The organism is Bradyrhizobium sp. 45 (genome assembly GCF_023073155.1).
Taxonomy (GTDB): Bacteria; Pseudomonadota; Alphaproteobacteria; order Rhizobiales; family Xanthobacteraceae; genus Bradyrhizobium; species Bradyrhizobium canariense_D.
The window spans coordinates 436,232-461,868 of record NZ_JADPIX010000049.1; the positions used below are offsets into that span (position 1 = coordinate 436,232).

The window sequence follows — 25,637 nt, forward strand, 5'->3', positions numbered from 1 at the left end:
GGACCGAGAGTATCGACCTCAAAGAGCGGGAGCGGGCGCTTCCTCCAATGACGGCAGCGGCTTAACCCCGCGACCGGCCCGCTCGGACGGCCTCGATAATGTCGATGGCGGCCCGGACGCCGCCTTCTATATCCAGTTGGGAGTTATCTAGCAAGTAAGCATCCGGAGCCGGCTTCAGGGGGGCGATCGCCCGGTTCTTGTCGCGCTCGTCGCGCTGGATGATATCGGCGAGCACGGCCGCCTCGTCCGCCTCCTCGCCCCGCGCCTTGGCCTCCATGGTCCGGCGGCGGGCACGGACCTTGGGGTCGGCGACGACGAAGATCTTCACGTCGGCATGGGGGCAGATCACGGTTCCAATATCGCGCCCATCGAGCACGGCGCCGGGCGGATCGGCGGCGAATTGCCGCTGAAAGTTGATGAGGGCCTCGCGCACCTTGGGGATCGCCGAGACGATCGAGGCGCCCTCGCCGGCCTTCTGGGTCTTCAGGGCGGGATTGCCGAACTTTTCGGGATCGAGTTCCAGCGCCGCAGCGACCGCCGCCGCCTCGTCCCGGAGATCATGACCGGACTGCATCAGGGAATAGGCCACCGCGCGATAGATTACGCCGGTATCAAGGTGACGGTAGCCGTAATGGTGGGCAAGGCGCTTGCCGAGGGTGCCCTTGCCCGACGCCGCGGGCCCGTCGATGGCAATGATCATGAAAAATCGGCCCCAAGCGAACGCATCATCGGGATGAAATCCGGAAAACTGGTGGCGATGAAGGCGGTGTCATCGACGGTTACCGGCTGATCGGAGGCGCAGCCCATCACCAGCGCGGACATCGCGATGCGATGATCCATGTGGGTGGCCACCACGCCGCCGCCGGGAACGTGGCCGCGGCCTTCGACGATCAAATCGTCGCCGCAGACCTCGACCTTGACACCGTTGACGCGGAGCATGGCGGCGGTGGCCTCCAAACGGTCGGATTCCTTCACGCGCAGCTCCTGGAGGCCGCGCATGATGGTCGTGCCCTCGGCAAAGGCGGCCGCCACCGCCAGCACCAGATATTCGTCGATCATCGACGGTGCACGCTCCGGCGGCACCTCGACACCGCGCAATTTCGAGGCGCGTACCCGCAGCTTTGCCATCGGCTCGCCAGCGTCGCCACGAACTTCGCTTTCCTCGATCGAGGCACCCATTTCGCGCAGCGTGGTGAAAAGACCGGTGCGCAGCGGATTGGTCATGACGTCGGACAGGACGATTTCGGAGCCTTCGACGATCAGCGCAGCAACGATAGGGAACGCCGCCGACGAGGGATCGGCGGGCACGACGACATTGGCGCCATGCAGCTCCGGCTGCCCCACGAGCGTGATACGGCGGCCGTGCTGACCTTCTTGCACTGAGGTGATCTCGGCGCCGAAATGCTTGAGCATCAGTTCGGTGTGGTCGCGACTGGCCTCGGTCTCGATGACGGTCGTGGCGCCCGGCGCGGCCAGGCCCGCGAGCAGCACGGCGGATTTGATCTGGGCCGAGGCCACAGGCGTCTTGTAGGTGATCGGCAGCGGATCGCGCGCACCCTGGACGGTCAGCGGCAGACGGCCGCCCGCGCCGCCGGAGACGACCTTCGCGCCCATCTTTTCCAGGGGATCCAGGATCCGGCGCATGGGCCGGCTGCGCAGTGAGGCATCGCCGTCGAAAACCGCGGAGATCGGACAGCCGGCGACGGCGCCCATGACGAGCCGGCAGCCGGTGCCGGAGTTGCCGAAATCCAGCGGCGCTTTGGGCTCCGCGAAGCCTGCGACACCCACGCCGTTCACCTTCCAGGCGAAATCTCCGGTACGCTCGACCCCGGCGCCGAGCGCCTGCATGGATTTGGCGGTGTTAAGGACGTCCTCGCCCTCTAGGAGGCCCGAAATCCGCGTCTCTCCGACCGCGAGCGCGCCGAGGATGAGGGCACGGTGGGAGATCGACTTGTCTCCGGGCACCCTTACTTTCCCGGTCAGGGGACCGCTGGCGCGCGACTGGAGCGGCGTCGGCTTGTCGGAATCGGTCAAGTTTGTGTCCTTGGGTAGGCCCGAAACGTCCCTGTGGGACTCGCGGGGCAGGTACCACATGGTCTCCCCGCCGTCACGGGCATGTCGTTCTCCCGCAATGCGCTATTGACAGCGGGCCGCCAACTAGCCAAGTGAAGCACCGCTTTTCAGACATTTCCAGGATTCCTCTGCCGTGGCCAAGTCCGAACTCGGAACTAAACGTATTTGCCCGACCACGGGCAAAAAGTTCTATGACCTCAACAAGAATCCGGTGATCTCGCCCTATACCGGTGAAGTCGTGCCGATCGCGCCCATCGCGCCGGCTCGCGCACCCCGCGGTGCCGAAGCCCGTCACGCAGCCGCTGCCGCCGACGCCACGCCAGAGCCGGCGGAGGTCGAGGAGGTCTCGCTCGAGGAGGCCGATGCCGAGGAGAACACCGGCAAGGTCAAGGCCGTCGTGCCCGAATCCGAGGACGACATCGAAGTCGATGAAACTATCGAGGACGATGACGACGATGATTCGACCTTTATCGCCGACGACGAAGAAGGCGATGAGGACGTCACCGACATCATTGGTGATGTCGGCGGTGACGAAGAGACTTGAGATAATTCCAGAACTGTGGTTCTGGGTCTTTCCCGACGCGTCGCCCAAGGCGCGTCGGACGGTTAAGGGGCCATAGCTCAGCTGGGAGAGCGCTTGCATGGCATGCAAGAGGTCGGCGGTTCGATCCCGCCTGGCTCCACCACGCTTCGCCCTTCGGGCTACGCGTGGCGCAGCCGCGCGGAGCTCGAAGGGCGAAGCGTGGTGTCCGGCGAAGCCCGAAGGGCGAAGACGGACTGGTGAGACTCCCACGCAGCGGCTGCCCGGGCGATAATCGTCAATGTGGTACGTCTACATCCTCCGCAGCATCGAATTTCCCGAGCAGGAATACGTTGGGGCTACGGAAGATCTGAAGCGCCGGTTTCCAGAGCACAATGCTGGCAAATCCACCCACACTGCCAAGTTCAAGCCTTGGAAGCTGATCTGGTACTGCGCCTTCCCTGACAAGCACAAAGCGCTCGCTTTTGAAGCCTACCTGAAGTCTCACTCCGGCCGAGCCTTCACAAAGAAGCGGCTGTCCTAAGAGCGCACCTCTAACCCTACTCCCCGATCACCGCATTCAACCGATCGCGCAACGCCACAATCTCGTCCTTCATCGCGACAAGCTCCGAGACCGAGCAGTCCGATGCCGCCAGAATCGATTGCGGCACGGCCCGCGCCTTGTCCTTCAAGGCCTGGCCCTGCGGCGTCAACGCGATCAGCACCTGACGCTCGTCCTCGCTCGAGCGCGTGCGCTTGACGAGGTGGGCCGCCTCGAGCCGCTTGAGCAGCGGTGTCAGCGTGCCCGAATCCAGGTGCAGCTTTTCGCCGATGCTCTTGACCGGCACGTCGTCGCGCTCCCACAGCACCAGCATCACCAGATATTGCGGATAGGTCAGGCCGAGCCGGTCCAGCAGCGGCTTGTAGACGCGGTTGAACGCATGCGCGGCGGAATAGACCGCGAAGCAGATCTGGTTGTCGAGGCGCAGCGGCGCGTCCGCTGCCGAATGTTTCCGGGGCATCGAGAATCTCACAGGACTTGCTCCATTCTGGGGCCGGCCGTCGCTACATTCAATTGCGAACAATTAAATGTGAGACGCTATAATTTCAATTGCGCGCAATCTAATTGCCTGCGATAAAGATGGCGCCCCCACCCCGAAAACACAGGGAGACAAAAATGTCAGTGAACGTCCTCTACAAGACCAGCGCAAAGGCCACCGGCGGCCGCGACGGCCATGCCGCGACCCTCGACGGCGCGCTCGACGTCAAGCTCACCACGCCGAAGGAGCTCGGCGGCGGAGGCGGCGCCGGCAACAATCCCGAGCAGCTGTTTGCTGCGGGCTATGCCGCCTGCTTCATCGGCGCGATGAAGTTCGTGTCCTCGCAGGGCGGCCCCAAGGTTCCGGCCGACGCCTCCGTGACCTCGACCGTCGGCATCGGCCCGCGCGCGGCCGGCGGCTTCGGTCTCGACATCGACCTTGCCGTCTCGCTGCCGGGCCTCGCCCGCGCGGAAGCCGAGGCGCTGGTCGAGAAGGCGCACCAGGTGTGCCCGTATTCCAACGCGACGCGCGGCAATGTCGACGTCCGTCTGACGGTCGTCTGATCGGTTAGCTGAAGCGGCTGGCCCGAGATACCCCTCGGGCCGGCCGCCTCCCTTGATTTGCCATCCCGCGGGATTGCGGCGAGCGGCCTGCATGACGCCCTACGCGCGAAGCCATTGCCGGCTCGGACGAACCTCGTTAGGCCTGTGATCAATACCGACACAGGGGACGCGAAGGCATGACTGAAGCCGCCAGTTCTGGAGCTGCCATGGGTGCAATGAGCGGCCTGCGCGTCATCGATCTGACGCGCGTGCTCGGCGGCCCCTATTGCACCCAGATCCTCGCCGACCATGGCGCCGACGTGATCAAGGTCGAGCCGCCCGCAGGCGACGAGGTACGCGACTGGGGCCCTCCCTTCCACGAGGAAGACGCGGCCTATTTCATCGGCATCAACCGCAACAAGCGCTCGATCGGCCTCGACCTCGCCTCCGAGGGCGGCCGGACCGTGCTGCTCAAGATGCTGGAGAGCGCCGACGTCCTGATCGAGAACTTCAAGCCGGGCACGCTGGAGAAATGGGGCATCGGCAACGAGGTGTTACGCGAGAAATTTCCGCGCCTCGTGCATTGCCGGATCTGCGGCTTCGGCGCCGACGGCCCGCGCGGCGGCAATCCCGGCTATGACGCCATCATCCAGGCCATGACCGGCATGATCGCGGCGACCGGCTCGCCCGAGAGCGGACCGATGCGGATCGGCGTGCCGCTGGTCGACATCGGCACCGGCCTCTATGCGGCGATCGGCATCTTGATGGCGCTGTCGGAGCGGCAGCGCTCGGGCCAGGGCCAGTTCCTGGAGACCACGCTGTACGAGACCGGTCTCGCCATCATGCATCCGCACACCGCGAATTATTTCATGCATGGCAAGCCGCCGTCGCTCACCGGCAACGAGCATCCCAACCTCGTGCCCTATGCGATCTTCCCGACCAAGACCGACGACATCTTCATCGGCGTCGGCAATGACGGCACCTTCCGCAAGCTCGCCAAGGAGATCGGCAAGCCCGAGCTCGGCACCGATCCGCGCTTTGCGCGCAACAAGGATCGCATCGGCAATCGCGAGGCGCTGCGGGCCGAGCTTGCCGCCGTGTTCAGCCAGCACGAGGCCGAGCCGCTGTGCAATCGCCTGCTCGCCGCGGGCCTGCCCGCCGGCCCCGTGCAGAAGATCGACCAGGCATTGACCAACCCGCACACGATCGCGCGCGGCGATATTATCGAGAAGGATTGGTACAAGGGCGTGGCGTCGCCGATCCGGCTCGACCGCAGCAAGCCGAGCCTGCGGCGCCTGCCGCCGAAATTCAGCGAGCACGCCGCCGAGGTCCTGGGCGAATTCGGCTACTCCAGGTCCGAGATCGACGCGATGGTCGAGCAGGGCACTGTCTGCGGCCCCGAGCGCAAGCGCTAGCGCCCTCGCCTTCCACATCCCACGGCAATGCCGCAGTGCGGTGCGGGCGCTCTGTGCACCGCGAACGGAGGACGCTGCGCGCGCGGCATTCGCCTATTTGACGGCTTCCCTTTTCCAGCGCTTGCCGCTTTCGTTTCGGCCGCTTACACAGTCATGTGAACGTCATATGGCGCTGCTAGCGCAAGCGATCATTTTTGACGGCCCAAGGGAGGTTTACTTGATGGCTCTTCGACATTTTGGAGCGGCTGCCGCTATTGCACTCACGGTTGGACTATCGGCCTCGCCGGCCTTGGCCGTGACCGAAATCCAGTGGTGGCACGCGATGACCGGCGCCAACAACGACGTCATCGTCAAGCTCGCCACCGACTTCAACGCGTCGCAGAGCGACTACAAGGTGATCCCGACCTACAAGGGCAACTATCCCGATACGATGAACGCCGGCATCGCGGCGTTCCGCGCCGGCAACGCCCCGCACATCATGCAGGTGTTCGAAGTCGGCACCGCGACCATGATGGCCGCGACCGGCGCCGTGAAGCCCGTCTACAAGCTGATGGCCGACGCCGGCGAGAAGTTCGACCCCAAGATCTACCTGCCCGCCATCACCGGTTATTATTCGACGTCGAAGGGCGAGATGCTGTCCTTCCCTTTCAACTCGTCCTCGACCGTGATGTGGGTGAACCTCGACGAGCTGAAGAAGGCGAACGTAGAGATCCCGAAGACCTGGCCCGAAACGTTCGAGGCCGCCAAGAAGCTGAAGGCTGCCGGTCATGACACCTGCGGCTTCTCGGGCTCCTGGATCACCTGGGTCAATCTCGAGCAGCTCTCGGCGTGGCACAACGTGCCGCTCGCCAGCAAGGCCAACGGCCTCGACGGCTTCGACACCGTGCTCGAGTTCAACGGACCGCTTCAGGTCAAGCATCTCGAAACCCTGGTCGAGCTGCAGAAGACCAAGACCTATGACTACGCCGGCCGCACCAACACCGGCGAAGGCCGCTTCACTTCGGGCGAGTGCCCGATCTACCTGACCTCGTCGGCCTTCTTCGGCAACGTCAAGGCGCAGGCCAAGTTCAACTTCACCGCCGTGCCGATGCCGTATTATCCCGACGTCAAGGGCGCACCGCAGAACTCGATCATCGGCGGCGCTTCGCTGTGGGTGATGGGCGGCAAGTCGGCCGAGGAATACAAGGGCGTCGCGAAATTCCTGACCTTCCTCTCCGACACCGATCGCCAGGTCTACATCCACAAGGCCTCCGGCTACCTGCCGATCACCAAGGCGGCCTACGCCAAGGCGAAGGAAGAAGGCTTCTACAAGGATCAGCCCTATCTCGAGACCCCGCTGCTCGAGCTGACCAACAAGGAGCCGACCGAGAATTCGCGCGGTCTGCGCCTCGGCAACATGGTGCAGCTGCGTGACGTCTGGTCGGAAGAGATTGAGCAAGCGCTGGCCGGCAAGAAGAGCGCCAAGCAGGCGCTCGATGCCGCCGTCGAGCGCGGCAACACGATGCTGCGGCAGTTCGAAAAGACCGCCGTCAAGTGAGGCAATGAGCGGCAGGCCGCGACCCGGCCTGCCGCTCTGCTGGCATCATGCAAAAGCAAGCCATCTTCCAGTCAAGACTGTTACCGTACGCGCTGGTTGCGCCGCAGCTCGCGATCGTCCTGATTTTCTTCTATTGGCCGGCCCTGCAGGCGGTGATCCAGTCCTTCCTGCTCCAGGATGCGTTCGGTCTGTCGACCACCTTTGTCTGGTTCGAGAATTACGTCGAGCTGTTCAAGGACGCAGCCTATTTCGAGGCGATCGTCCGGACCTTCTTGTTCTCGTTCGCCATCGCCGTCTCGTCGCTGTCCTTTGCGCTGCTGCTCGCCGTGATGGCGGACAAGCCGCTGCGTGGCTCGATGCTCTACCGCACGCTCCTGATCTGGCCCTATGCGGTGGCACCGCCCGTGGTCGGCGTGCTCTGGATCTTCATGCTGCATCCCTCGCTCGGCGTGCTCTCGCGCTATCTGCGCAATATGGGCGTCGACTGGAATCCGCTGCTCGACGGCGACCAGGCCGCGGCGCTGATCATCCTCGCCGCCGCGTGGAAGCAGATCTCCTATAATTTCCTGTTCTTCCTCGCCGGCCTGCAAGCGATCCCAAAGAGCGTGTTCGAGGCCGCCGCGATCGACGGCGCCCGTCCGATGCGGCGGTTCTGGACCGTGACCTTCCCGTTGCTGTCGCCGACCATCTTCTTCCTGCTGGTGGTCAACATCGTCTACGCCTTCTTCGACACGTTCGGCATCATCGACACGATGACCCGCGGCGGCCCCGGAACGTCGACGGTCACGCTGGTCTACAAGGTCTATTCCGACGGCCTGCTCGGCGGCAATCTCGGCAGCTCGGCGGCGCAGTCGGTGATCCTGATGGTCATGGTCATCGTGCTCACCGGAATCCAGTTCCGGTTCGTCGAACGCAAGGTGACCTACTGATGGTCGAGGAAGAGGGCTTCCGGCGCAACATCGCCCACATCATCCTCTGGATCGGGATCGCGGTCGTCGCCTTCCCCGTCTACATCGCGTTCGTCGCCTCGACCCAGGACAACGCGCTGATCGCCAACGGGCAAATGTCGCTGCTGCCGGGCGGCCATTTCTTCGAGGTCTACTACCAGACCATTTTCGTCGGCACGAGCGGATCGACCCGCGAGCCCGTCGGCAACATGATGCTGAACTCGCTGGTGATGGCGCTGCTGATCGCGGTCGGCAAGATCGCGATCTCGATCATCTCGGCCTACGCGATCGTCTATTTCCGCTTTCCCTTCCGGATGCCGATCTTCTGGATCATCTTCATCACGCTGATGCTGCCGGTCGAGGTGCGCATCTATCCGACCTACAAGATCGTCGCCGATCTGCACATGCTCGACAGCTATGCGGGCCTGTCACTGCCGCTGATCGCCTCCGCCACCGCGACGCTGCTGTTTCGCCAGTTCTTCATGACGGTGCCGGACGAGCTGCTGGAGGCCTCGCGCATCGACGGCGCCGGTCCCCTGCGCTTCTTCTGGGATACGCTGCTGCCGCTGTCGCGCACCAACATGGCGGCGCTGTTCGTGATCCTCTTCATCCTCGGCTGGAATCAATATCTCTGGCCGCTGCTGATCACCACCCGCGACGACATGCAGACCATCCAGGTCGGCATCCGCAAGATGATCACCACCACCGACGCGCTGACCGAATGGCCGATCGTGATGGCGACGGCCGTGCTCGCGATGCTGCCGCCGGTGTTCGTCGTCGTCGTGATGCAGAAACTGTTCGTGCGCGGACTCGTGGAGACGGAAAAGTAAATCCCATGGCTAACGTCACCCTGCGCAACGTCCGCAAAACCTATCCCGGCGGCTTCGAGGCCATCAAGGGCGTCAACGTCGATGTCGGCGACGGCCAGTTCTGCGTGCTGGTCGGGCCCTCCGGCTGCGGCAAGTCGACATTGCTGCGCATGGTCGCAGGCCTCGAAACCGTCACCGGCGGCGAGATCGACATCGGCGGCCGCATCGTCAACCAGATCGAGCCCGCCGACCGCGACATCGCGATGGTGTTCCAGAACTACGCGCTCTATCCGCATATGAGCGTCTTCAACAACATGGCTTACGGCCTGCGCAACCGCGGCATGAAGGAGGCCGAGGTCAAGACCCGCGTCGACGAAGCCGCCCGCGTGCTCGAGCTCACCTCGATGCTGGAGCGCAAGCCGCGCCAGCTCTCCGGCGGCCAGCGCCAGCGCGTCGCCATGGGCCGCGCCATCGTGCGCCAGCCGAAGGTGTTTCTGTTCGACGAGCCGCTCTCCAATCTTGACGCCAAACTCCGCATCGCGATGCGGGTCGAGATCCGCAAATTGCAGCGCCGGCTCAACACCACGTCGATCTACGTCACCCACGACCAGCTCGAGGCGATGACGCTCGCCGACATTCTCGTGGTGATGAATGGCGGCCAGGTCGAGCAGGTCGGCAATCCCTTGGCGATCTACGAGAAGCCGGCGACGACTTTCGTCGCCTCCTTCATCGGCGCGCCACCGATGAATCTGATGTCGATTCGCGCCGACGAGATCAAGTCGCAGCTCGGCAGCACCGACGCCGGCATCCTCGGCATTCGCCCGGAGGATTTCGTCATCACCGACCAGAGCCCGGCCGGCGGCGTCGCCCTTCCGCTCACCGTGGAAGCGATCGAGCGCGTCGGCGCTGAAACCTTCGTTTACGGCACGCGGGCTCAGGACGAGCAGCGCATCGCCGCCAACCCCGGCGAACTGCCGCCCGGCGAGGTCATCGTCCGCATTCCCGGCTCAGAGGCGCCTCCGATCGGCGAGAAGATCCGCGTCGCAGCAATGCGCCAAAAGCTGCATCTGTTCAGCGGCGATGGGCGGACGCGGATCGAGGCCTGATCGGGTTCCGCTGGGCCGTCGATTAAAAAACGCGAAAACAACCCCATGCACAGTAGAAGGGGGTTTGTTTTTGTTGAGAAAAATCACACCGCAATTTCGTCGGGCCGGCTTGTGGCAGGCGTTTCGCGCCATGGCGACAAGTCAGCTTTTGCGGGTGAGCTGCCAGTCCACAGCCCCGGCTACGTCCTTGAACCCACACGCGGATATGCCCATATTGCTGATCAAGGGGTGCCTGTACGGGCCCTGATGCACCAAAGTCGCTTCGAGAGGACTTTGTAAACTATGTCTCGTGTTCCCATGCTTTCCAGTCCCTTCCTTCTGGGCTTCGACGAGATCGAGCGCGTGCTCGATCGGGTTGTCAAAGGCGCCGACGGTTACCCTCCCTACAATATCGAGAGGTGCGACCGGTCGGAGGGCCAGCCCGAGCGTCTGCGGATCACGCTGGCGGTCGCCGGATTCACCCGCGACCAACTCGATGTAACCATTGAGGAAAACCAGCTCGTCATTCGCGGGCGGCAGCAGGACGACAAGACCCGGCAATACATCCATCGCGGCATCGCCGCGCGCCACTTCCAGCGCACTTTCGTGCTGGCGGAGGGGATGCTGGTGCTGGGTGCGGATCTGAAGAACGGATTGCTGGCGATCGATCTTGCCCGGCCGGAACCGGAGAGGATCGTTAAGACAATCGCTATCAATGAGCACGAATAATGGAACGAGTAGCGGACTCGACCGCTTAGTTTCGAGAGAGGAGTCGAGACCATGAGTGAAGGTCACGTTGCGTTCGAATACGAAGCCAAGAACGTCTCGCCGGAAACGCTGGCAACCCTCGGCGAAGGCCATATCGCCTATGTGAAGCAGATCCGCTCTGAGGATGTGCCGGGCCTGTTTCCCGAAGCGCCGAAGATCGCGCCGGGCCTCAAGCTCTTCGCGCTCCACGCCGCCGACGGCACGCCGATCATGCTGACCGACAGCCGCGAAGCCGCAATCGCCAACGCCTGGAGCAACGAGCTGCAAGCGGTGAGCGTGCACTGAGCACGCGCGCGTCGCACGAATAGGGTTTCAAGCGGGCATGCCTTCGCAGGAAGGCGTGCCCGTTTGCTTTGGGGGATCCAGAATCTTTCCGTGGCAAGATTTTGGATTGCTTCGCTCGCTCGCAATGAGGCAGTGTGCGGCGATGGCTCGCGTCCCGGATGCACCTCAACGCCCGGCCGGAAGCAGTGCCCGCAGGATGTCCGGCTTCCAGGCTTGACGCGCGCTGTCGAAGGCCGCGAAATCATGATCGAACTGCCAATAGGCCCAAGCCCAGCCAAGCCGCTCTGCGCTCCGCGCCACGAATGACAGATATCTGGTCCGTGCTTCGGCTGGAGCGGCCTCGTACACGCCGAACTCGCCGAGATAGATCGGGCGCTTTTCTCTTTGGGACCAGGACCGAATCTTCTCGAAATCGGCGCGGGCCTTCTGTTTATCCTCCGGGGTACCCCAGTCGAGCGGGCCGATTCGCGAGAATGTGGGCGACCACGGTGCGCCCTGATGGGTGAAACGGATCGGCGCGTAATAGTGAAACGTGACGATCAGATTCCGGTCATCCGACGGCAGGACCAGGTCCTCGACCGGCATCTCGTCGACGTTGAGAACCGAAGCGATGACCGTCCGCCGGGGATTGGTGGCGCGGATGATGCTGAGGCACTCGTTCAGAAGGCCGTTCCAGCCGGTGGACGACATCTGCCCGCCCGGCTCGTTGAGGACCTCGAAGACAAGTGCTGGATATTTCCCGGCGTAGCGCGCGGCGATTTGGGTCCAGAACGATTTCAGCTTGTCTGTGCACTCGGAGATGTCGCGCTGACAAACATGGGTATCGTGCTCGTCCAGGATGGGGATGAGATTTCGGGCGAGCACTTCCTCGATGACGCCATCGAGCCGCCTCAAGACGACTTCATCCATTACCTTCTCCGGATTCATGAATCTAAAGCCGAAGAAATTTATCCGAACGTGCGAGAACCCGGCGCGTCTGATCGCAGTGAGGTTGTCCAGACGAAATGGCGCGTTTCGGCCTCCCTCCCAGACGCCGTCGTAGCCGAGGATGTTGATGCCGCGCCCCAATTTTGGAGCAGGGGGCGTGTTGGCCTGTCCGGCTGCCTCGGTCCGGAAGCAGATCGGAAGCACGGATAGTGCCAAGACAAGACGAAAGGCTATCGTCCAGCGGACGCGGATGGCATTCATCCTGTTTGCCCCGTCATTGCTGCAGGCCCCTGCTGGGGCACCGGCCTGCACACTGCGAAGAAGAATGCGACGAGCAGCACCGACGTGAACATTGTCGAGCGAAGAAACATCGTCTCCGTGAAGTTCGATTGAAAGCTCAGGACGACGAAGCCGATGATCAGCGCGCAGTGATACCGATCGATCGACCGGGTGGCGATCAAATAGAGGACCTTTTCCGAGAACAGATAAACGCTCGTGACGAACAGCAAATATCCCAGAAATCCAGTTTCAATCGCGACCGCGATGTAACCGCTATGATAATTGTCGAGCACCCAGCCATGATTCTGATTGAAATAGTCGTAGATCGCGGGCCGCGTCCAGAATCCGTTGATGCCGAAGCCCAGCAGCGGCGCATCGTTGAAATGGCCGATGGCGTACTGCCAAATGAAGGTCCGCTCGGTCAAATCGACGGTCGCCTCGCCGAGATGGATGGAATCGTACCCCGTCACGTAAAAATACAGCATCAGCAGAGCGGCCAGGATGCACATGATGAATGGCAACACCGCATAGATTTTCATGCAGCGGATCGACCACATGGAAGTCACGAGCAGCCCGCCCGCCGCGAATGCGACAGCGCCGGCACCACGCGACTCCGAGGCGATGACGCAGGTCGATGCCAGAACAAGCGACACGAGGAATGCAATCCATCCCTGCCCCGTGATCTTCTGATAACAGGCAAAGAACATCAGATATGCGCTGATAAAGCCGAGCGTCTGCTTCGATTCGTAGATTCCTTGCCACTGGCCGTTGTGCATCCAGCTCTGGTCGACGCCGATCTCGGGCACGAAGACGGCGCACAACGCCGAGGCGGCGACCAGAACGAACAGCCCAAGCGCCGTGGATCCGACGATCTCGTCGATGTCGATACGCGTGATGAGGCAATACGCACCGAAAGTCGTCACCACAAGTGCAACGCTCTTCATGATCGCTGCGATGGAAAGCGTGGTCCAGAGAACGGAAACGGCCGCGAGGGCATAAAATGTGACCAACGCGATGAGATCTGGATTGGGCTGGATCCGGACCCGCGGCCGTACGAAGACACTGGCATAGATCGAGACGATCCACATCAGCAGCGCGACCGCCTGCTGCACATAGCTCCACTCTGAAGGTAGTAATGCGGGGTGAAGAACACCCATTGATGCGACCACGTTGAGGGTGATCGAGCTGCGGATCACGTTTCTGGCCAGCCGTTCCACGCCGGCGCTTGGCGCTTTCCAGATCGCGCTTTCATATGCATCGGAGTCCGCTGCGGTATGCAGTCCGGCGCCAAGCTGACCACCCTGAAGCACGGCCGCGGGCCGCTCTTCCGCCCCGGCACCGATGTGCAGCGGCGCCCTTCCATTCCCAGTCACGTGCACTCAGTCCATAACGGCGAACGGCCCTTAACGATGTGAGGGCCGCCCCTATGCCCTACGTCTCAAACGGGAAGATATTCGCGTCTTCTACCTTCGAGATCAAGATGAGCATGACGAGATTGCTGCGCGCCGCGCAATCCAGGTGCCAGAATCGATCGGGCCTTATCCTGCAAGAAGGAGGGGAGTTACGCCGCGGTCGCCGGCGGCAGCGCGAGCACCGAATAGATCGCCTGGGCATCGCGCGAGGCGCGGAGCTTCTTGGCGATGTCCTGGTCGCGGAGCAGGCGGGCGATGCGGGCCAGCGCCTTGAGGTGATCGGCACCGGCGCCTTCGGGGGCGAGCAGCAGGAAGACGAGATCGACCGGCTGGCCGTCCATCGATTCGAAATCGATCGGGCGATCGAGGCGGGCGAACATGCCGAAGATCTTTTCCAGCTTGGGCAGCTTGCCGTGGGGAATGGCGACGCCGTAGCCGACCGCAGTGGTGCCGAGCTTCTCGCGTTGCAGGAGTACCTCGAACACGGAACGCTCGTTCTGCCCGGTCAACTCGGCGGCCTTGGCCGCGAGTTCCTGAAGCGCCTGCTTCTTGCTGTTGACCTTCAATGCCGGGAGAATCGCCTCGGGCGCGACCAGATCGGTAATCGGCATGGAAGTTTTCCGAGGTGAATGAAAACGTCAGGTTCCGAATTGGCCAGCCTGGACAAAGAACCGGGGCGGGCCGACGTCAAGAAGATGAAGCAGGAGGCGGACTTAGCTCGCCCCTGATGTGGGGGGCTTCTACTCCAACGCAATCCCGGTGCCAACTCCCGCGTGCAGCTTTGCCCCGGTCATTGTTAAGGCGGAAAGGGGCCCCGGCGCGGGGCCCCCAGAGCGTCGCCCGACGGCCTCACGCCTTGCCACCCACCTTGCCGTCCGTCTTGACCCCCGGGGGGTCTATCCAGCCGACATTGCCGTCGGCCCGGCGGTAAATGATGTTCACCCGGCCGGAGGAGCCGTGCTGAAACACCAGGCAGGGCGCCCCGCTGAGGTCGAGTTCCATGACCGCTTCGCTCACGGACAGCGGCTTCAGCGAGGTGGTGGCCTCGGCGATGATGACGGGGCTGTAGCCGGTGATCTCGTCCTCATCCTCACCCTCGCCCGGTGCCTCCAGCACGTAGCTGGTGGCATCCATCGCGGCCAGCGCCGCGGAGGCGACATGGGCCTTGCGGGCGGAGCGATCCTTGAGCCGGCTCTTGTAGCGCTTGAGCCGCTTCTCGATCATCACCAGCGCCTGGTCGGCACTGGCATAGGCGTCCGGTGCGTTGGAATCGGCCTCGAGCGTGATTCCCGAATCAAGATGCAGCGCACAGTCGGTGCGGAAGCCGAAGCCGTCCTTGCTCAGCGTGATGTGACCAGAGTAATTGCCGTCGAAATATTTGCGCAGGACCTCTTCAGTCCGGTCGTTGACGCGGCCGCGCAGGGCCTCGCCGACGTTGACGCTCTTTCCCGAGATGCGGAGAGTCATGTGAACCTCACTTGGTTCGTGCCTGGCCTGGATTTGGGCCCGATAGCAGATCGAGAGTAGCGCGATTTCGCGCCGGCGCAATCAGGCCGGTTCGGGATTGCGGGAGCGATCGGCCATGGCGGTGGAGACGACGTTACCAAGAGCGCTCTGCTTGTCGCGACGGCGTTGCACCGAGGAAGGAATGCGCATGGCTTCGCGGTACTTCGCGACCGTGCGGCGGGCGATATCAATGCCCGAGCCGCGCAAGCGTTCCACGATGGTGTCGTCGGACAGGATCGAGGAGGGCGCCTCCGCATCGATCAGCTGCTTGATGTGGTGGCGCACGGCTTCGGCCGAATGAGCCTCGCCGCCATCGGCCGATGCAATCGAGGCCGTGAAGAAATATTTCAGCTCAAACGTGCCGCGATTGGTCGCCATGTATTTGTTGGCGGTGACGCGCGACACCGTGGATTCATGCATCTGAATGGCGTCGGCGACGGCCTTCAGATTCAGCGGTCGCAGATGCGCCACACCATGGATGAAGAAGCCGTCCTGCTGGCGCACGATTTCGGTTGCGACTTTCAGGATGGTGCGGGCGCGCTGGTCGAGCGCACGCACCAGCCAGGTCGCGTTCTGAAGCGCATCGGTGAAATACGATTTGTCGCCGTCCTTGCCGATCTTCTTCGAGAGCTGCGAATAGTAGGTCTGGTTGACCAGCACGCGCGGCAAGGTGTCGCTGTTGAGCTCGACATGCCAGCCGCCATCGGGTCCCGGGCGGACATAGACATCGGGCACCATGGTCTGGAGCCGGGCCGTGCCGAACTTCATGCCGGGCTTGGGATTGAGCCGGCGGATCTCGCCGATCATGTCGGCGATGTCCTCATCGTCGACGCCGCAAACCTTGCGCAAGGCTCCGATGTCGCGCTTGGCGAGGAGGTCGAGATGCTCGACCAGGGCCTGCATCGCGGGATCGTAACGGTCGAGCTCGCGGAGCTGGATCGCCAGGCATTCGCTCAAATTGCGCGCGCAGACGCCGGGCGGATCGAATTTCTGCAGTACGGCAAGAACGTTCTCGACGTCCTGTTGCGATGCGCCCAGCCGTTCGGCGGCCTGCCCGAGATCCGGCGGCAGGTAGCCGGCTTCGTCGACGAGGTCGATCAGATACTGGCCGATCATGCGCTGCGCGGCCCCGGTGAAGGCAACCGAGAGCTGCTCGGCGAGATGGTCGCCGAGCGTGGTCTCCGCGGCGACAAAGGCTTCGAGATTGTAGTCCTCGTCACCGGAGGCGCCGCCGCCCCATTCGGTGTAGGTGGTCGGCGCCGCATCCTGGGCGTTGCGCGCGGCCGCCTCGGCCGGTTCCTCGGAGAAGACGTTGTCCAGCCCGGTGTCCATGGTCTGCTCGATCTCGGCGCGGGTGCCGAGATCCTTGCTCATCCACTCTTCCTGGCCGGGCTCGAAGGCTTCGCCCGGGCCGCCGCCCGGCTCGTCGTTGTGGCCGCCGTCGCTGTCATTGAACTGGCCGGTCTCGGCCGGGCCCTCGCCCGCGGGCGGCTCGTCATTGGCCCGTTCCAGCAGGGGATTACGCTCGAGTTCCTCTTCGACGAACGTCGTGAGATCGAGATTGGACAATTGCAGCAGCTTGATCGCCTGCATCAACTGCGGCGTCATGACCAGCGACTGCGATTGCCGGAACTCTAATCTCTGCGAAAGCGCCATGAAGCAAGAACCGATCCCAAAAGTTGGTCCGATTTTTGCTTATCCTAGTCCAAGCCCGATGTACACGTCTTGACGAATTGGAAAAACGGGCTAGAGGCGGAATTCCTCGCCAAGGTAAAGGCGGCGCACGTCCGGATCGGCGACGATCTCATCCGGGCTCCCCTCGGTCAGGATCTCACCGGCATAGACGATGTAGGCGCGATCGGTGAGGCCGAGCGTCTCGCGCACATTGTGGTCGGTGATCAGCACGCCGATGCCGCGGTTGGTGAGATGGCGGACGAGGTCCTGGATGTCGCCGACCGCGATCGGATCGATGCCGGCAAAGGGCTCGTCGAGCAGCATGTAGTTCGGACGCGTCGCCAGTGCGCGCGCGATCTCGACGCGGCGCCGCTCACCGCCGGACAACGCAATCGACGGCGATTTCCTTAGGCGCGTGATGTTGAATTCGTCGAGCAGCGAGTCGAGCTGCTGCTCGCGCTTCTTGCGCGACGGCTCGACCACTTCGAGCACGGCGCGGATGTTCTGCTCGACGGTGAGACCGCGGAAGATCGAGGCCTCCTGCGGCAGATAGCCGATCCCGAGCCGCGCGCGCTGATACATCGGCAGCTTGGTGACGTCGTGGCCGTCGAGCTCGATCGCGCCGCGATCGGCCTTGATCAGGCCGGTGATCATGTAGAACACGGTGGTCTTGCCGGCGCCGTTGGGGCCGAGCAGGCCGACCGCTTCGCCACGGCGCACATAGATGCTGACGCCGCGCACGACCTGGCGGCTGCCAAAACTCTTTTCCACGCTATGCACAGCCAGGAAGCCCGGCCGCTTCAAGAGCTGAGGCCCGCCGGAACCGTTGGGCCTGCCGGCAGCCCTCACGGGATGAACCGCCTGGGCCCGGGGCTGCTCGGCTTGATAGTCCCCTTGGAACTGATCGGGTGCGTGCATCGGCTGGTTACGGGCGATCGGCGGCGCGTCCCTGACAGGGCTGGCCACGAGGCCGCCGACGCTGTCAGCGAGCGCGGTGATGTCCTGGCGCGCAAATCCTGGCCGGCCGCGTTTGGCGGGGCGCCGACGGAACATGCTGAAGAGATCGACCATCCCCGCCTTCTAGCCTTTCGCGACGATCCTGCGCGGTCTTCGCGCGATCTGCCACGCCGGCTTCAGGATTCGCCGACGCAGCATGAATGAAGGGATGTCTCATGCCCAGTGAAACACGCCCGAAAAGCGGCGAACCCCGCTTCGAAAGCCCTTCGCGCTAGATACAGTCTCGGCGCGCAAGCTTCAACCTCGGATCGGCGATGATCGACCCAAGCGTCTGAAATCATTCTTCAAATTTACTTTGACGGGCTTGGGTCTACGCTGACTTATTTGGGTTTAGTTGCGCCAGGCAATTGCAGAGGTCCCGCGCCGGGCTTGCCCGCGCCTCCGGATCCGCAATCATTGCCGCCGCCCTGCGGCAGCAGCGCCTGCACCCGGCCGCTATCGGATTCCACACGCGACACGCCCGTGGTCATGTCGACCGCCAGCCGGTCGCCGCGCAGCACGTTCTTGCACTGCGTCAAGACGACGCCCCCGAGCATGGTGATGAGGTTGGTGCGGGTGTCGAACACGGCGGTCTCGCCCGTGACCACCTGGTCCTTCTGGGTGACGACGACATTGCCGCGCGCCTCCAGTCGCTTGATCGAGGAGTTGCCGCCCGGTCCCGGCGTCGCCGACTGCATCGGCGCCCCCTTGGTCGCCTTTGCCGCAGGCTGTGGCGCGGCCGGCTTGTCGCCGCCCGAATCGTAAAACACCACCAGCGTCTTCGAGGTCATGGTGGTGTCGCCCTGAATGACCTTCACATTGCCGGAAAACGTCGCTTCCTTCTTCTTGTCGCGCATCTCGAGCGAGGCGGCCTCGATCTGGATCGGCTGATCGCGGTTCTGCGAGAAGCCCTGCATCGCGTTGGGCACGCCTTGCATCGTGCTCTGCGCGATCGCCGCACCCGTTGCGACCAGTGCGATGCCGACGGCGAGCGCGGCCGCACCCGGGATGACGCGCCGCTTGCCGTCGTTGCGCGGAAAAAACCTGATCATGAAAATCACTTTGAATTGGCGGACTTGTTCTGGGGCGTACGTGTCTTCGCAGCCGGCGCGGGTTCAGTCGGCGCGGGCTGAGTGGCGGCAGGATCGTCCAGCTTGTCGAGGTGCATCACCACATTCCCTTCGAAGCGGATGACGTCGCCGCCTTCCGTGATCCGCAGCCGATCGGCCGTCAGCGTTCCGTTGGTCAGCTTGACGTCGACATGCTCGTCCGAGGAGACCGTGCCCTTGCCCATGTCGACGAAGGCCGAGTTCAGCCGCGCCTCGTAGCCGGTCGAGGTGCGCAGGAAGATGTCCTTGTGCAGGTCGAGCTGCTGCTGCTTGTTGTCGAACCGTCCAGTGCGGGCATCGAGGAACAGGGTCGATTGGTCTTCCATCAGCACCTTCGCGCGCAAATCATGGAGATCGACATGATCGGGATCGGTGATGTCCTGGGTCGCGGTCTTGGCCCAGAGCTCGTAGGGCCGCTGGTCCGGCGTGAAGCCGGACATGTGCGGCGATTCCATCGTGATCTTCGTGCCAGTGACCACGAGATTTCCGGAGTCGAGCTTCACGGGGATCTGGAACGGGTTGAAAATGGTCGAGATGAGGACGAGCAGACCCATGGCCGCGGCCACTGTCGTCGGCACCGCGATGCGCAGAATCCGCACCAGGCGGCTGTGGCGCGCCGCGCTGGCGAACTTCGCCGCGAGCGCGGCGTCGTAGGTGACATTGTGGGCCGAATTCACCTGGGCTCCTGAGGTGTCGCTCGCCTTGTCCGGCTGGCGGGCGCCCCATTGTAGCCGGCAACGCCAAAATATGCAGCCCGCGACAGGCCGTTACGAAAGTGTCTGAAACGGGGCGACCGCCCAGCTTGGCCGCCGCGCTAAACTCTAGGAATGCGCGAAAATGTCCTCTTCGGCCCAGCCCTGGAGATCGAGCAAAGCGCGGGTCGGCAGGAAGTCGAAACAGGCTTTGGCCAGCGCCGTGCGGCCTTCCCGCGCCAGCATGGCATCGAGCCGCTCGCGCAAGCCGTGCAGATGCAGCACGTCGGAGGCGGCGTAGGCGAGCTGCGGCTCGGTCAGGCTGTCGGAACCCCAATCGCTCGATTGCTGCTGCTTGGAGAGGTCGACATTGAGCACCTCGCGCACGAGGTCCTTGAGGCCATGGCGGTCCGTATAGGTGCGGATCAGGCGGGAGGCGATCTTGGTGCAGTAGATCGGCCCGGTCATGACACCAAACGTCTGGTACAGCACCGCGACGTCGAACCGCGCAAAGTGGAAGATTTTCGTGTTCGCGGGATTGGCCAAAAGCGCCTTCAAGTTCGGCGCGTCGGTATGACCTTTGGGGATCTGCACCACGTCCGCGCTGCCGTCGCCGGGTGAGAGCTGCACCACGCAGAGCCGGTCGCGATGCGGGTTCAGGCCCATGGTCTCGGTGTCGATCGCCACCGCTCCGGTATAGCGGGACAGATCGGGCAGGTCGCCGCGGTGCAGGCGTACGGTCATGGCGTTTCAAACCTCAATCGAATCGGTGCGCTTTGCAGGCTAATCCCCGGCACAGACGCTGGCGAGGGCCGGCCGCGATGTATCCGCTGGCAGCCGCCGGCGCAAGCATCAGGCGCGGCTGGTCATACAGAGCCGCGGCGCTGGTCGTCATTGTCTTTTGGCTTCGCCGGCGAAACCGGATTGCGGCCTGACGTAAACGGTCTCGTAAGCGCCGGTGTATTGCTCGCGCCAGCCTCGCCGCTCCACCAGAAATCGCCGCAGCTGTTCGTGCGCCTTGACCCACAGCACGGCGTCGATCCGGTATTTGTCGAGCACCATGTCCCACGCGGCTTCGTCGATCTCCCAGCTCACCAGCTTGAAATAGTCGCGCAGCAAATCGTCCGGATAGGCGGTCGCGGCGCGACCGTCGACGAATGGGGGGACGGTGCCGTGCGTCGCGAAGATCAGGTAGCCGCCGACGTTCCAATTGTTCAGGACCCGCCGACCTGCGAGATGCTTTCGCAGATAGCCGGCATCTTCACTCGACAGCATCGGCGGAAGTGCGAGCGCCGGTGCAACGTTCAAATAGGCCATCGGCAGGGTGCCGAGACCGACGATGCCGGCGGCCAGCAACGCTCCCCTCACGTCCCGACCGGTGAGACGCTCAGGCAGCAAGCGGCTGAGGTGAAGCGCCATCGGCGCGGTCGAGAAAATGAAGAAGAAAGCGATGTACCTGAACTGATACAGTCCCAGAATCAGAAACAGCCAGGACATCAATCTCGGCTCGAGCGGGATCGGTCTGGAGTTTCTGTAGCGAAGCTCGAGCGCGACGAAGGCCAGCATGTACAGGATGCCGGGAATGCTGCCCGGCATTTCCATGTTGTGATAGTAGGACAGCCATTCGCCGATATTGCCCTGGACGAAGTGCCCCATCGTCGAGGCGGCACCGGCATAGATATTCCAGCCGAGCGGATTGATGGAGGTCGCGGCAAGGCACCCGATCCCCGCGAGAGCAAGGATCCGGAGCTCGGCCCAGGCCCCTCTGAGCACGGCGCCGCCGCAGAAGACGCCGATCACGAAAAAGCCGAGCAGAAAACCGCCATGCAGATTGGCCCAGAGCACCATCAACACGGGAAGCACGAACCATCGCGTTCGTCGCAGGCATTCGCGATAGAAGACGACGCAGAACAACATCGTGCATGTATTCGGCGAGACCGCGAGATACATGTTCGGCGAAGCTTCGTAAGCGGGATAGAGCAGGCAGGCCAAGAAGACCGAGACGCAGACCGCGATCGCCGACGCGCCGTAGCCGAGAGAGATCGCGGTCAGGATGCCGACGATCGCTGCGCCGCAGGCCACCGTCAGCAGGACGAGGCTGCCAAAGCCTGCGTATTGAAACGTCGCACTGGCAAGCGCGTCCCAGAGCCAGGACAGATTGAGCCATGGCTTGTCGCCGTGGGTGAACGACCAGGGGTCGTGGAGCGGGATGGCGTTGCGCTCCCGGATGATATCTCCGGCCGCCAGATGCCAGCCCAGATCGTAATGGCCGAGCAGAAGCGGCGCGTTCAAGACGTAGAACAGGCAGATGAACGAGATCAGGAACAGATAAATTCCCGATCTCAGGAGAAACGGGCTGATCGCGTTCGCAGCCTTGTCGAATGCCGGCTCGTGCCAGACCTGATGCTGATCCACCGCTTCCCCCACGATAAAGCGAGCCCGATGGCTCCGCGCTCGCCGACGGCCGGATGCGAGCCTGCCCGCTGACTAAGAGCTAGTTTGTCTAAAGCGGGGTAAATTCGGACGATGCAACCGAGGGGGGATTGGCGGAATGAAATTCCGCTCAACGGCGGGCTTCCGAGGTCTCCCAAGCAGCTGTTTACACTTGGAAATCTTCGAAGCGGACCTGCATCGTCTCATCCCCGAGCTGTTATTAATGGCATTGCTGGAAAATGCCCGAAATCGCTTCAGCTACCGGTTTCGGCAGCGGCGGCGGCGCAGTCACCGGCTTCGGGGGCGGAGGTGGTCTCACCGGCGGGAGCGATTCAACGACCTGGGTTGGGTGTGGTGCCCAGGAAAAGACTCGATCGTCACCTTCAGTTGTCCAAATGGAGGCCCGCGAGACCGCGACCGCGCAGCGTGGAGATCGCCAGTGCGTGCCTTAAGCGGTCCCGCCGTCATTATTCGTCAGCGTAGCTCCTGTTCCACATTCAGGTGAACCAACGCTGGGCCTTCGATGACCAAAGTTGCATGTATCACCTATTGGTCGAAAATCCCGTAAGTCAGGTCAAGGCACATCAAAGGCATTGATTGGAGAGGGCGTAGCCGAAGCCGCATACCCCCTCGTTTTCCCTTCGCACTCGCCGTCCGGCCCTTCCGCCACATCCGCCGGTCTACCGTCTCGCTGAGCTTCATGCGCTCGCAGTGGTGTTCTGTTCCATATTTTCGATGCGTCGAACGGAGATCTCCAATGAAGCTCAAACTTGCCGTCGCGATGCTCGCCGCAAGCCTCCCGATCGCATCGATGGCTTTCGCCCAAGGCATCGCGCCAGCCGAACTTGCGGTGATCGATGGCTGCCTGAAGACCGCGGAGAAAACCGGCGGTTTCGGCGGCGCGTGCGTTGGGCTCGTCGCCGACCCCTGCATCAAAGCGGCAGAGGGCGCGAATGACGATGTCGCCAAATGGAAAGCCTGCGCGGCGCGCGAACTCGCCATTTGGACGCAGAAAACCAATGAGGCGCTAAAGAAGGTTCAGGCCGGCGGGTTCGCCGACGCGATCAAGGCGGTCAATGACTCGCAGAAAACTTTCGCCGCGTCGCGTGATGGCTTCTGCGCGGTCTTCGACAAGGTCGATCCCGGCATGTACCGGGGCAGCGCGAGCTACTGCCGCCTGCGCGAGACCGCGAACCGCTCGCTGAGCCTGATCAAGCTCGGCGCCGCGGTCAACGAGCATTGAGACCTCTTAGGCGCTTGGGGTCATCAGCTTTGCCGACCTTTTCCCACATAGCGATGACGGCTTCGGCCGCGAGCGCGGTGGACGTCGGCGCGTAGCGCTTGCCTGAACGACTGAAGCCAGCCTCCAGATCGCCTGCGATCGCCGTGCCTCGGTTTTGAGTACCGGTCAGCAACTCAAATTCCCTGCAAAAGCGATTTCAATCGCTTGAGTAGGAGATGGTGCCCAGGAAAGGACTGGAGCAGCACCCTCTGAATCGACTGTTTTCGCAGGAGTTTTTCGAACCGCAAACCTGTTGTTGTGTACCGGAGTTGTGTACCGGGCACAAGCAATGCGCAGCTCTGACGAGCTGTCAAATCGTGAAGCCGGTTAGAACGAGTGCTCAAGGACGACGCCCGGGGTCACCGGAGCGCCTGGGACGGAAATTACGTTGGGAGTCACCGTCGTGTTCGGCGCGACCTGATGGCTAACGCCGACGTTGGTCGCCGTCGTGCACCGGGAGTGTTGGTTATGTGCCTGAGAATGGTGAACAAACGGATCATTAACCACGTACGGGCGTTACTGTGCAGGAGGTCATATGAAAAGTTACTGACGACACCAGTTGCCATCATTGGACGAATAAGCAATATTCGTTCGTGTTCTTCCTCATTTACGAGAGTTCCCCATGGCCACCGCAGTGATGGATACCACCGGGCGCCCTGATGAACGAGAGCTCCTTGCGGAGGTTTCTCGGCATCCGGATGGGATCGATGCTCTGACCCTGGTGCAGATTTTCTCCCAGAGGGGCTACGAGCCTTACAACATTCAGCGAACAATGCAGCGAGCGCTGGACAAGGGCGCACTTGAGCTCGGTTCCAAGCTGCGGTTGTGTGTCGCACTCGTCGCCGCGTAAACACTCAGAATGTGGTTAGAGGCCGATCGCGTTCGGCGACGTCACAGTGTGGTCAAGGACGACCAGCGAAGTCGTTTTGAGCGTGATCGCGACCGCATATTGTACTCTTCCGCGTTCCGCCGTTTGGCCGGCATCACGCAAATTGTTCGTGCGGGCGAGGCGGACGTATTTCATACCCGCCAGCAGCATACGATTAAGGTCGCCCAGGTAGGTCGACGCCTAGCTCAGAAATGCATCGCGGACGCGCCTGAGTTGGCGAGTACTCTAGGCGTGCATGCAGAAGTGGTAGAGGCCGCGTGCCTAGCACATGACCTGGGCCATCCACCATTTGGTCATGTCGGCGAGCATGTGCTGCACGAACTTGTCGTCAAGCACGACCCCGATGGCTTTGAAGGCAACGCCCAATCATTTAGAATCCTCACAAAGCTTGCCGTCCGCTTCGATGAATGTCAGGGCCTGGACCTCACCAGAGCGACCCTCGCGGCCTGCCTGAAATATCCATGGCATCGTGACACGAAACTTCCAGGGCGCACGAAAAAATGGGGGGCATACCAAGCGGACCGCGAGGATTTCGCGTTTGCGCGGGAGTTTTTCGCTCACGACGCAAAGACCCCCGAGGCTGACCTGATGGATTGGGCGGACGATATTGCCTATTCCGTACACGACCTCGAAGATTTTCATCGTTGTGGCGCACTGCCGTGGCATCGCATTCTCGCAGGTGATCAAAGCGAGCAAATAGTCTCAAGGGCCGTTGCAAACTGGTTTGCAGCACCTGCCGATGCTGCGGGACGACTGCGAGAGGCTCTCAGAAGCCTGCATGGCTTCATTGCTGGATCTTTTGCCCAGTTGATAACCGAACCTTACGATGGTGCTCGTCACCAACGTCAGCAACTGCGGACGATGACATCCAAGCTCATTGGTCGGTACATTCGAGCCGCCCGACTTCAGGAACCTGACGTTACAGGCAAGGCAGTGGTAATTGCCCCCGAGGAAGCGGACGAAGTTCTCATTCTCAAGCAGATCACCCGAGATTACATTATTAACAATCCTTCTTTAGCTGCCCAGCAGAAAGGGCAAGAGAGGGTACTCAGGACCCTCTTCGAATATTTATTCGAGGACTCGCAAACGACGATCCCTAAATATCTGCCACAGCGGCTGAAGTACCTTTGGCTCGAAGGAGATGAAACTCCGGCACGCTTTGTGGCCGATTGTATCGCGAGCCTCACTGAAGCAGAGGCGCTGGGGCTACACGGCCGTCTTCACGGTTACGCAAGCGGATCCGTGTTGGATCCAATCGTAAGATAAGGCGAAGGGCCTATCCAGGTGTCAGGACGTGTAATCGGTCCCAGCATACATGCCTCTTCCCCAAATCCACGCAGCTTTCTCTAGCGCACCCGGTCGACCCATGCACCGTCGCGGAAGCGAGGAGTTCAGTTGCGCTCCAGCAAGTGGCTGC

At 62.5% G+C, this 25,637-nt stretch carries 27 protein-coding genes and 1 tRNA gene; 14 read left to right on the forward strand and 14 right to left on the reverse strand.

Annotated features, from left to right (window positions below):
• Positions 1-61: 61 nt before the first annotated feature.
• Positions 62-700: a (d)CMP kinase gene (gene cmk / locus IVB42_RS08435; RefSeq protein WP_018455758.1), complete on the reverse strand. Its 639-nt coding sequence runs from the start codon at positions 698-700 to the stop codon at positions 62-64.
• Positions 697-2,034 carry a 3-phosphoshikimate 1-carboxyvinyltransferase gene (aroA, locus tag IVB42_RS08440; RefSeq protein WP_018455757.1) on the reverse strand — a complete coding sequence of 446 codons (1,338 nt, stop codon included), beginning with the start codon at positions 2,032-2,034 and terminating at the stop codon, positions 697-699. Before aroA ends, cmk begins: the two co-directional genes overlap by 4 nt.
• 172 nt (positions 2,035-2,206) lie before the next feature.
• Between aroA and IVB42_RS08445 the strand changes: the two genes are divergently transcribed.
• The 3 genes from IVB42_RS08445 to IVB42_RS08455 all read left to right on the forward strand — a co-directional run bounded on the left by IVB42_RS08445 (position 2,207) and on the right by IVB42_RS08455 (position 3,137).
• Positions 2,207-2,617, forward strand: a complete 411-nt coding sequence (locus IVB42_RS08445; RefSeq protein ID WP_007598417.1) for a TIGR02300 family protein — start codon at positions 2,207-2,209, stop codon at positions 2,615-2,617.
• A gap of 66 nt (positions 2,618-2,683) precedes the next feature.
• Positions 2,684-2,759 (forward strand) — tRNA-Ala (locus tag IVB42_RS08450).
• Between the two features lie 135 nt (positions 2,760-2,894).
• Complete coding sequence (locus IVB42_RS08455; protein WP_018455755.1) at positions 2,895-3,137, forward strand: GIY-YIG nuclease family protein; 243 nt, start codon at positions 2,895-2,897, stop codon at positions 3,135-3,137.
• Positions 3,138-3,153: 16 nt separating this feature from the next.
• On the opposite strand, the gene IVB42_RS08460 is transcribed toward IVB42_RS08455, so the two are convergent.
• Positions 3,154-3,615 (reverse strand): MarR family transcriptional regulator, encoded by a 462-nt coding sequence (locus IVB42_RS08460; RefSeq protein WP_018455754.1) that lies wholly within the window; start codon positions 3,613-3,615, stop codon positions 3,154-3,156.
• A gap of 155 nt (positions 3,616-3,770) precedes the next feature.
• On the opposite strand from IVB42_RS08460, the gene IVB42_RS08465 reads away from it, so the two are divergent.
• From IVB42_RS08465 to IVB42_RS08500, 8 genes are all read left to right on the forward strand, one after another.
• Entirely contained in the window at positions 3,771-4,196 is a 426-nt protein-coding gene (locus tag IVB42_RS08465; RefSeq protein ID WP_007598424.1) for an organic hydroperoxide resistance protein, read from the forward strand.
• A gap of 176 nt (positions 4,197-4,372) precedes the next feature.
• Positions 4,373-5,590, forward strand: coding sequence for a CaiB/BaiF CoA-transferase family protein (locus IVB42_RS08470; RefSeq protein WP_026233020.1), 1,218 nt, complete (start codon positions 4,373-4,375; stop codon positions 5,588-5,590).
• Between the two features lie 220 nt (positions 5,591-5,810).
• Positions 5,811-7,127, forward strand: a complete 1,317-nt coding sequence (gene ugpB / locus IVB42_RS08475) for a sn-glycerol-3-phosphate ABC transporter substrate-binding protein UgpB (RefSeq protein ID WP_247338287.1) — start codon at positions 5,811-5,813, stop codon at positions 7,125-7,127.
• A gap of 47 nt (positions 7,128-7,174) precedes the next feature.
• Positions 7,175-8,056, forward strand: a complete 882-nt coding sequence (ugpA, locus tag IVB42_RS08480) for a sn-glycerol-3-phosphate ABC transporter permease UgpA (RefSeq protein WP_018455751.1) — start codon at positions 7,175-7,177, stop codon at positions 8,054-8,056.
• Positions 8,056-8,904: a sn-glycerol-3-phosphate ABC transporter permease UgpE gene (gene ugpE, locus IVB42_RS08485; protein ID WP_018455750.1), complete on the forward strand. Its 849-nt coding sequence runs from the start codon at positions 8,056-8,058 to the stop codon at positions 8,902-8,904. Before ugpA ends, ugpE begins: the two co-directional genes overlap by 1 nt.
• Before the next feature lie 5 nt (positions 8,905-8,909).
• Positions 8,910-9,989, forward strand: coding sequence for a sn-glycerol-3-phosphate import ATP-binding protein UgpC (locus tag IVB42_RS08490; protein WP_018455749.1), 1,080 nt, complete (start codon positions 8,910-8,912; stop codon positions 9,987-9,989).
• Positions 9,990-10,271: 282 nt separating this feature from the next.
• On the forward strand, positions 10,272-10,697 hold the full coding sequence (locus IVB42_RS08495) for an Hsp20 family protein (RefSeq protein WP_026233018.1): 426 nt from the start codon (positions 10,272-10,274) through the stop codon (positions 10,695-10,697).
• 51 nt (positions 10,698-10,748) lie between these two features.
• Complete coding sequence (locus IVB42_RS08500; RefSeq protein WP_007598581.1) at positions 10,749-11,021, forward strand: DUF1150 domain-containing protein; 273 nt, start codon at positions 10,749-10,751, stop codon at positions 11,019-11,021.
• 165 nt (positions 11,022-11,186) lie between these two features.
• Here the strand turns inward: IVB42_RS08500 and IVB42_RS08505 are convergent, their stop codons facing one another.
• From IVB42_RS08505 to IVB42_RS08550, 10 genes are all read right to left on the reverse strand, one after another.
• Positions 11,187-12,209, reverse strand: coding sequence for a glycoside hydrolase family 5 protein (locus tag IVB42_RS08505; RefSeq protein ID WP_247295991.1), 1,023 nt, complete (start codon positions 12,207-12,209; stop codon positions 11,187-11,189).
• Entirely contained in the window at positions 12,206-13,507 is a 1,302-nt protein-coding gene (locus IVB42_RS08510; protein WP_039799588.1) for an O-antigen ligase family protein, read from the reverse strand. Before IVB42_RS08510 ends, IVB42_RS08505 begins: the two co-directional genes overlap by 4 nt.
• A gap of 281 nt (positions 13,508-13,788) precedes the next feature.
• Positions 13,789-14,250, reverse strand: a complete 462-nt coding sequence (gene ptsN, locus IVB42_RS08515) for a PTS IIA-like nitrogen regulatory protein PtsN (protein ID WP_018455745.1) — start codon at positions 14,248-14,250, stop codon at positions 13,789-13,791.
• 238 nt (positions 14,251-14,488) lie between these two features.
• The gene (gene raiA, locus IVB42_RS08520) at positions 14,489-15,106 is read right to left on the reverse strand and encodes a ribosome-associated translation inhibitor RaiA (protein ID WP_026233016.1); all 618 of its coding nucleotides are present in this window, start codon (positions 15,104-15,106) and stop codon (positions 14,489-14,491) included.
• A gap of 81 nt (positions 15,107-15,187) precedes the next feature.
• A complete protein-coding gene (rpoN, locus tag IVB42_RS08525; protein ID WP_247295847.1) occupies positions 15,188-16,801 on the reverse strand; it encodes an RNA polymerase factor sigma-54 in 1,614 nt (537 codons plus the stop codon).
• A 90-nt stretch (positions 16,802-16,891) separates the two neighbouring features.
• Positions 16,892-17,890, reverse strand: coding sequence for an LPS export ABC transporter ATP-binding protein (gene lptB / locus IVB42_RS08530; RefSeq protein ID WP_018455742.1), 999 nt, complete (start codon positions 17,888-17,890; stop codon positions 16,892-16,894).
• 266 nt (positions 17,891-18,156) lie between these two features.
• A complete protein-coding gene (locus tag IVB42_RS08535) occupies positions 18,157-18,867 on the reverse strand; it encodes an LptA/OstA family protein (RefSeq protein ID WP_026233014.1) in 711 nt (236 codons plus the stop codon).
• 5 nt (positions 18,868-18,872) lie between these two features.
• Complete coding sequence (gene lptC, locus IVB42_RS08540; RefSeq protein ID WP_018455740.1) at positions 18,873-19,601, reverse strand: LPS export ABC transporter periplasmic protein LptC; 729 nt, start codon at positions 19,599-19,601, stop codon at positions 18,873-18,875.
• A 144-nt stretch (positions 19,602-19,745) separates the two neighbouring features.
• Positions 19,746-20,360, reverse strand: a complete 615-nt coding sequence (locus IVB42_RS08545; RefSeq protein ID WP_007598566.1) for a ribonuclease D — start codon at positions 20,358-20,360, stop codon at positions 19,746-19,748.
• Between the two features lie 147 nt (positions 20,361-20,507).
• A complete protein-coding gene (locus IVB42_RS08550) occupies positions 20,508-22,031 on the reverse strand; it encodes a hypothetical protein (RefSeq protein WP_247469952.1) in 1,524 nt (507 codons plus the stop codon).
• Positions 22,032-22,830: 799 nt separating this feature from the next.
• Between IVB42_RS08550 and IVB42_RS08555 the strand changes: the two genes are divergently transcribed.
• Positions 22,831-23,292, forward strand: coding sequence for a lysozyme inhibitor LprI family protein (locus tag IVB42_RS08555; RefSeq protein WP_245288424.1), 462 nt, complete (start codon positions 22,831-22,833; stop codon positions 23,290-23,292).
• Here the strand turns inward: IVB42_RS08555 and IVB42_RS08560 are convergent.
• Positions 23,279-23,464 (reverse strand): hypothetical protein, encoded by a 186-nt coding sequence (locus IVB42_RS08560; protein ID WP_157642950.1) that lies wholly within the window; start codon positions 23,462-23,464, stop codon positions 23,279-23,281. The two genes, IVB42_RS08555 and IVB42_RS08560, sit on opposite strands and share 14 nt — an antisense overlap.
• 489 nt (positions 23,465-23,953) lie before the next feature.
• Here IVB42_RS08560 and IVB42_RS08565 point away from each other — a divergent pair, with 489 nt between their 5' ends.
• Positions 23,954-24,181: a hypothetical protein gene (locus tag IVB42_RS08565; RefSeq protein WP_247394755.1), complete on the forward strand. Its 228-nt coding sequence runs from the start codon at positions 23,954-23,956 to the stop codon at positions 24,179-24,181.
• A 48-nt stretch (positions 24,182-24,229) separates the two neighbouring features.
• Positions 24,230-25,486, forward strand: a complete 1,257-nt coding sequence (gene dgt / locus IVB42_RS08570) for a dGTP triphosphohydrolase (RefSeq protein WP_247394752.1) — start codon at positions 24,230-24,232, stop codon at positions 25,484-25,486.
• The last annotated feature ends 151 nt before the right edge of the window (positions 25,487-25,637 follow it).

Excerpts from the sequence above, each read along its gene's own strand:
- ugpA (WP_018455751.1), top strand. The coding sequence starts at position 7,175 with ATGCAAAAGCAAGCCATCTTCCAGTCAAGACTGTTACCGTACGCGCTG.
- cmk (WP_018455758.1), bottom strand. The coding sequence starts at position 700 with ATGATCATTGCCATCGACGGGCCCGCGGCGTCGGGCAAGGGCACCCTC.
- lptB (WP_018455742.1), bottom strand. The coding sequence starts at position 17,890 with ATGGTCGATCTCTTCAGCATGTTCCGTCGGCGCCCCGCCAAACGCGGC.
- IVB42_RS08495 (WP_026233018.1), top strand. The coding sequence starts at position 10,272 with ATGTCTCGTGTTCCCATGCTTTCCAGTCCCTTCCTTCTGGGCTTCGAC.
- IVB42_RS08490 (WP_018455749.1), top strand. The coding sequence starts at position 8,910 with ATGGCTAACGTCACCCTGCGCAACGTCCGCAAAACCTATCCCGGCGGC.
- ugpE (WP_018455750.1), top strand. The coding sequence starts at position 8,056 with ATGGTCGAGGAAGAGGGCTTCCGGCGCAACATCGCCCACATCATCCTC.
- IVB42_RS08565 (WP_247394755.1), top strand. The coding sequence starts at position 23,954 with ATGGCCACCGCAGTGATGGATACCACCGGGCGCCCTGATGAACGAGAG.
- IVB42_RS08455 (WP_018455755.1), top strand. The coding sequence starts at position 2,895 with ATGTGGTACGTCTACATCCTCCGCAGCATCGAATTTCCCGAGCAGGAA.
- IVB42_RS08465 (WP_007598424.1), top strand. The coding sequence starts at position 3,771 with ATGTCAGTGAACGTCCTCTACAAGACCAGCGCAAAGGCCACCGGCGGC.
- IVB42_RS08545 (WP_007598566.1), bottom strand. The coding sequence starts at position 20,360 with ATGACCGTACGCCTGCACCGCGGCGACCTGCCCGATCTGTCCCGCTAT.
- ugpB (WP_247338287.1), top strand. The coding sequence starts at position 5,811 with ATGGCTCTTCGACATTTTGGAGCGGCTGCCGCTATTGCACTCACGGTT.
- IVB42_RS08470 (WP_026233020.1), top strand. The coding sequence starts at position 4,373 with ATGACTGAAGCCGCCAGTTCTGGAGCTGCCATGGGTGCAATGAGCGGC.
- ptsN (WP_018455745.1), bottom strand. The coding sequence starts at position 14,250 with ATGCCGATTACCGATCTGGTCGCGCCCGAGGCGATTCTCCCGGCATTG.
- rpoN (WP_247295847.1), bottom strand. The coding sequence starts at position 16,801 with ATGGCGCTTTCGCAGAGATTAGAGTTCCGGCAATCGCAGTCGCTGGTC.
- IVB42_RS08555 (WP_245288424.1), top strand. The coding sequence starts at position 22,831 with ATGCTCGCCGCAAGCCTCCCGATCGCATCGATGGCTTTCGCCCAAGGC.
- IVB42_RS08460 (WP_018455754.1), bottom strand. The coding sequence starts at position 3,615 with ATGCCCCGGAAACATTCGGCAGCGGACGCGCCGCTGCGCCTCGACAAC.
- IVB42_RS08535 (WP_026233014.1), bottom strand. The coding sequence starts at position 18,867 with ATGATCAGGTTTTTTCCGCGCAACGACGGCAAGCGGCGCGTCATCCCG.
- IVB42_RS08500 (WP_007598581.1), top strand. The coding sequence starts at position 10,749 with ATGAGTGAAGGTCACGTTGCGTTCGAATACGAAGCCAAGAACGTCTCG.
- IVB42_RS08505 (WP_247295991.1), bottom strand. The coding sequence starts at position 12,209 with ATGAATGCCATCCGCGTCCGCTGGACGATAGCCTTTCGTCTTGTCTTG.
- raiA (WP_026233016.1), bottom strand. The coding sequence starts at position 15,106 with ATGACTCTCCGCATCTCGGGAAAGAGCGTCAACGTCGGCGAGGCCCTG.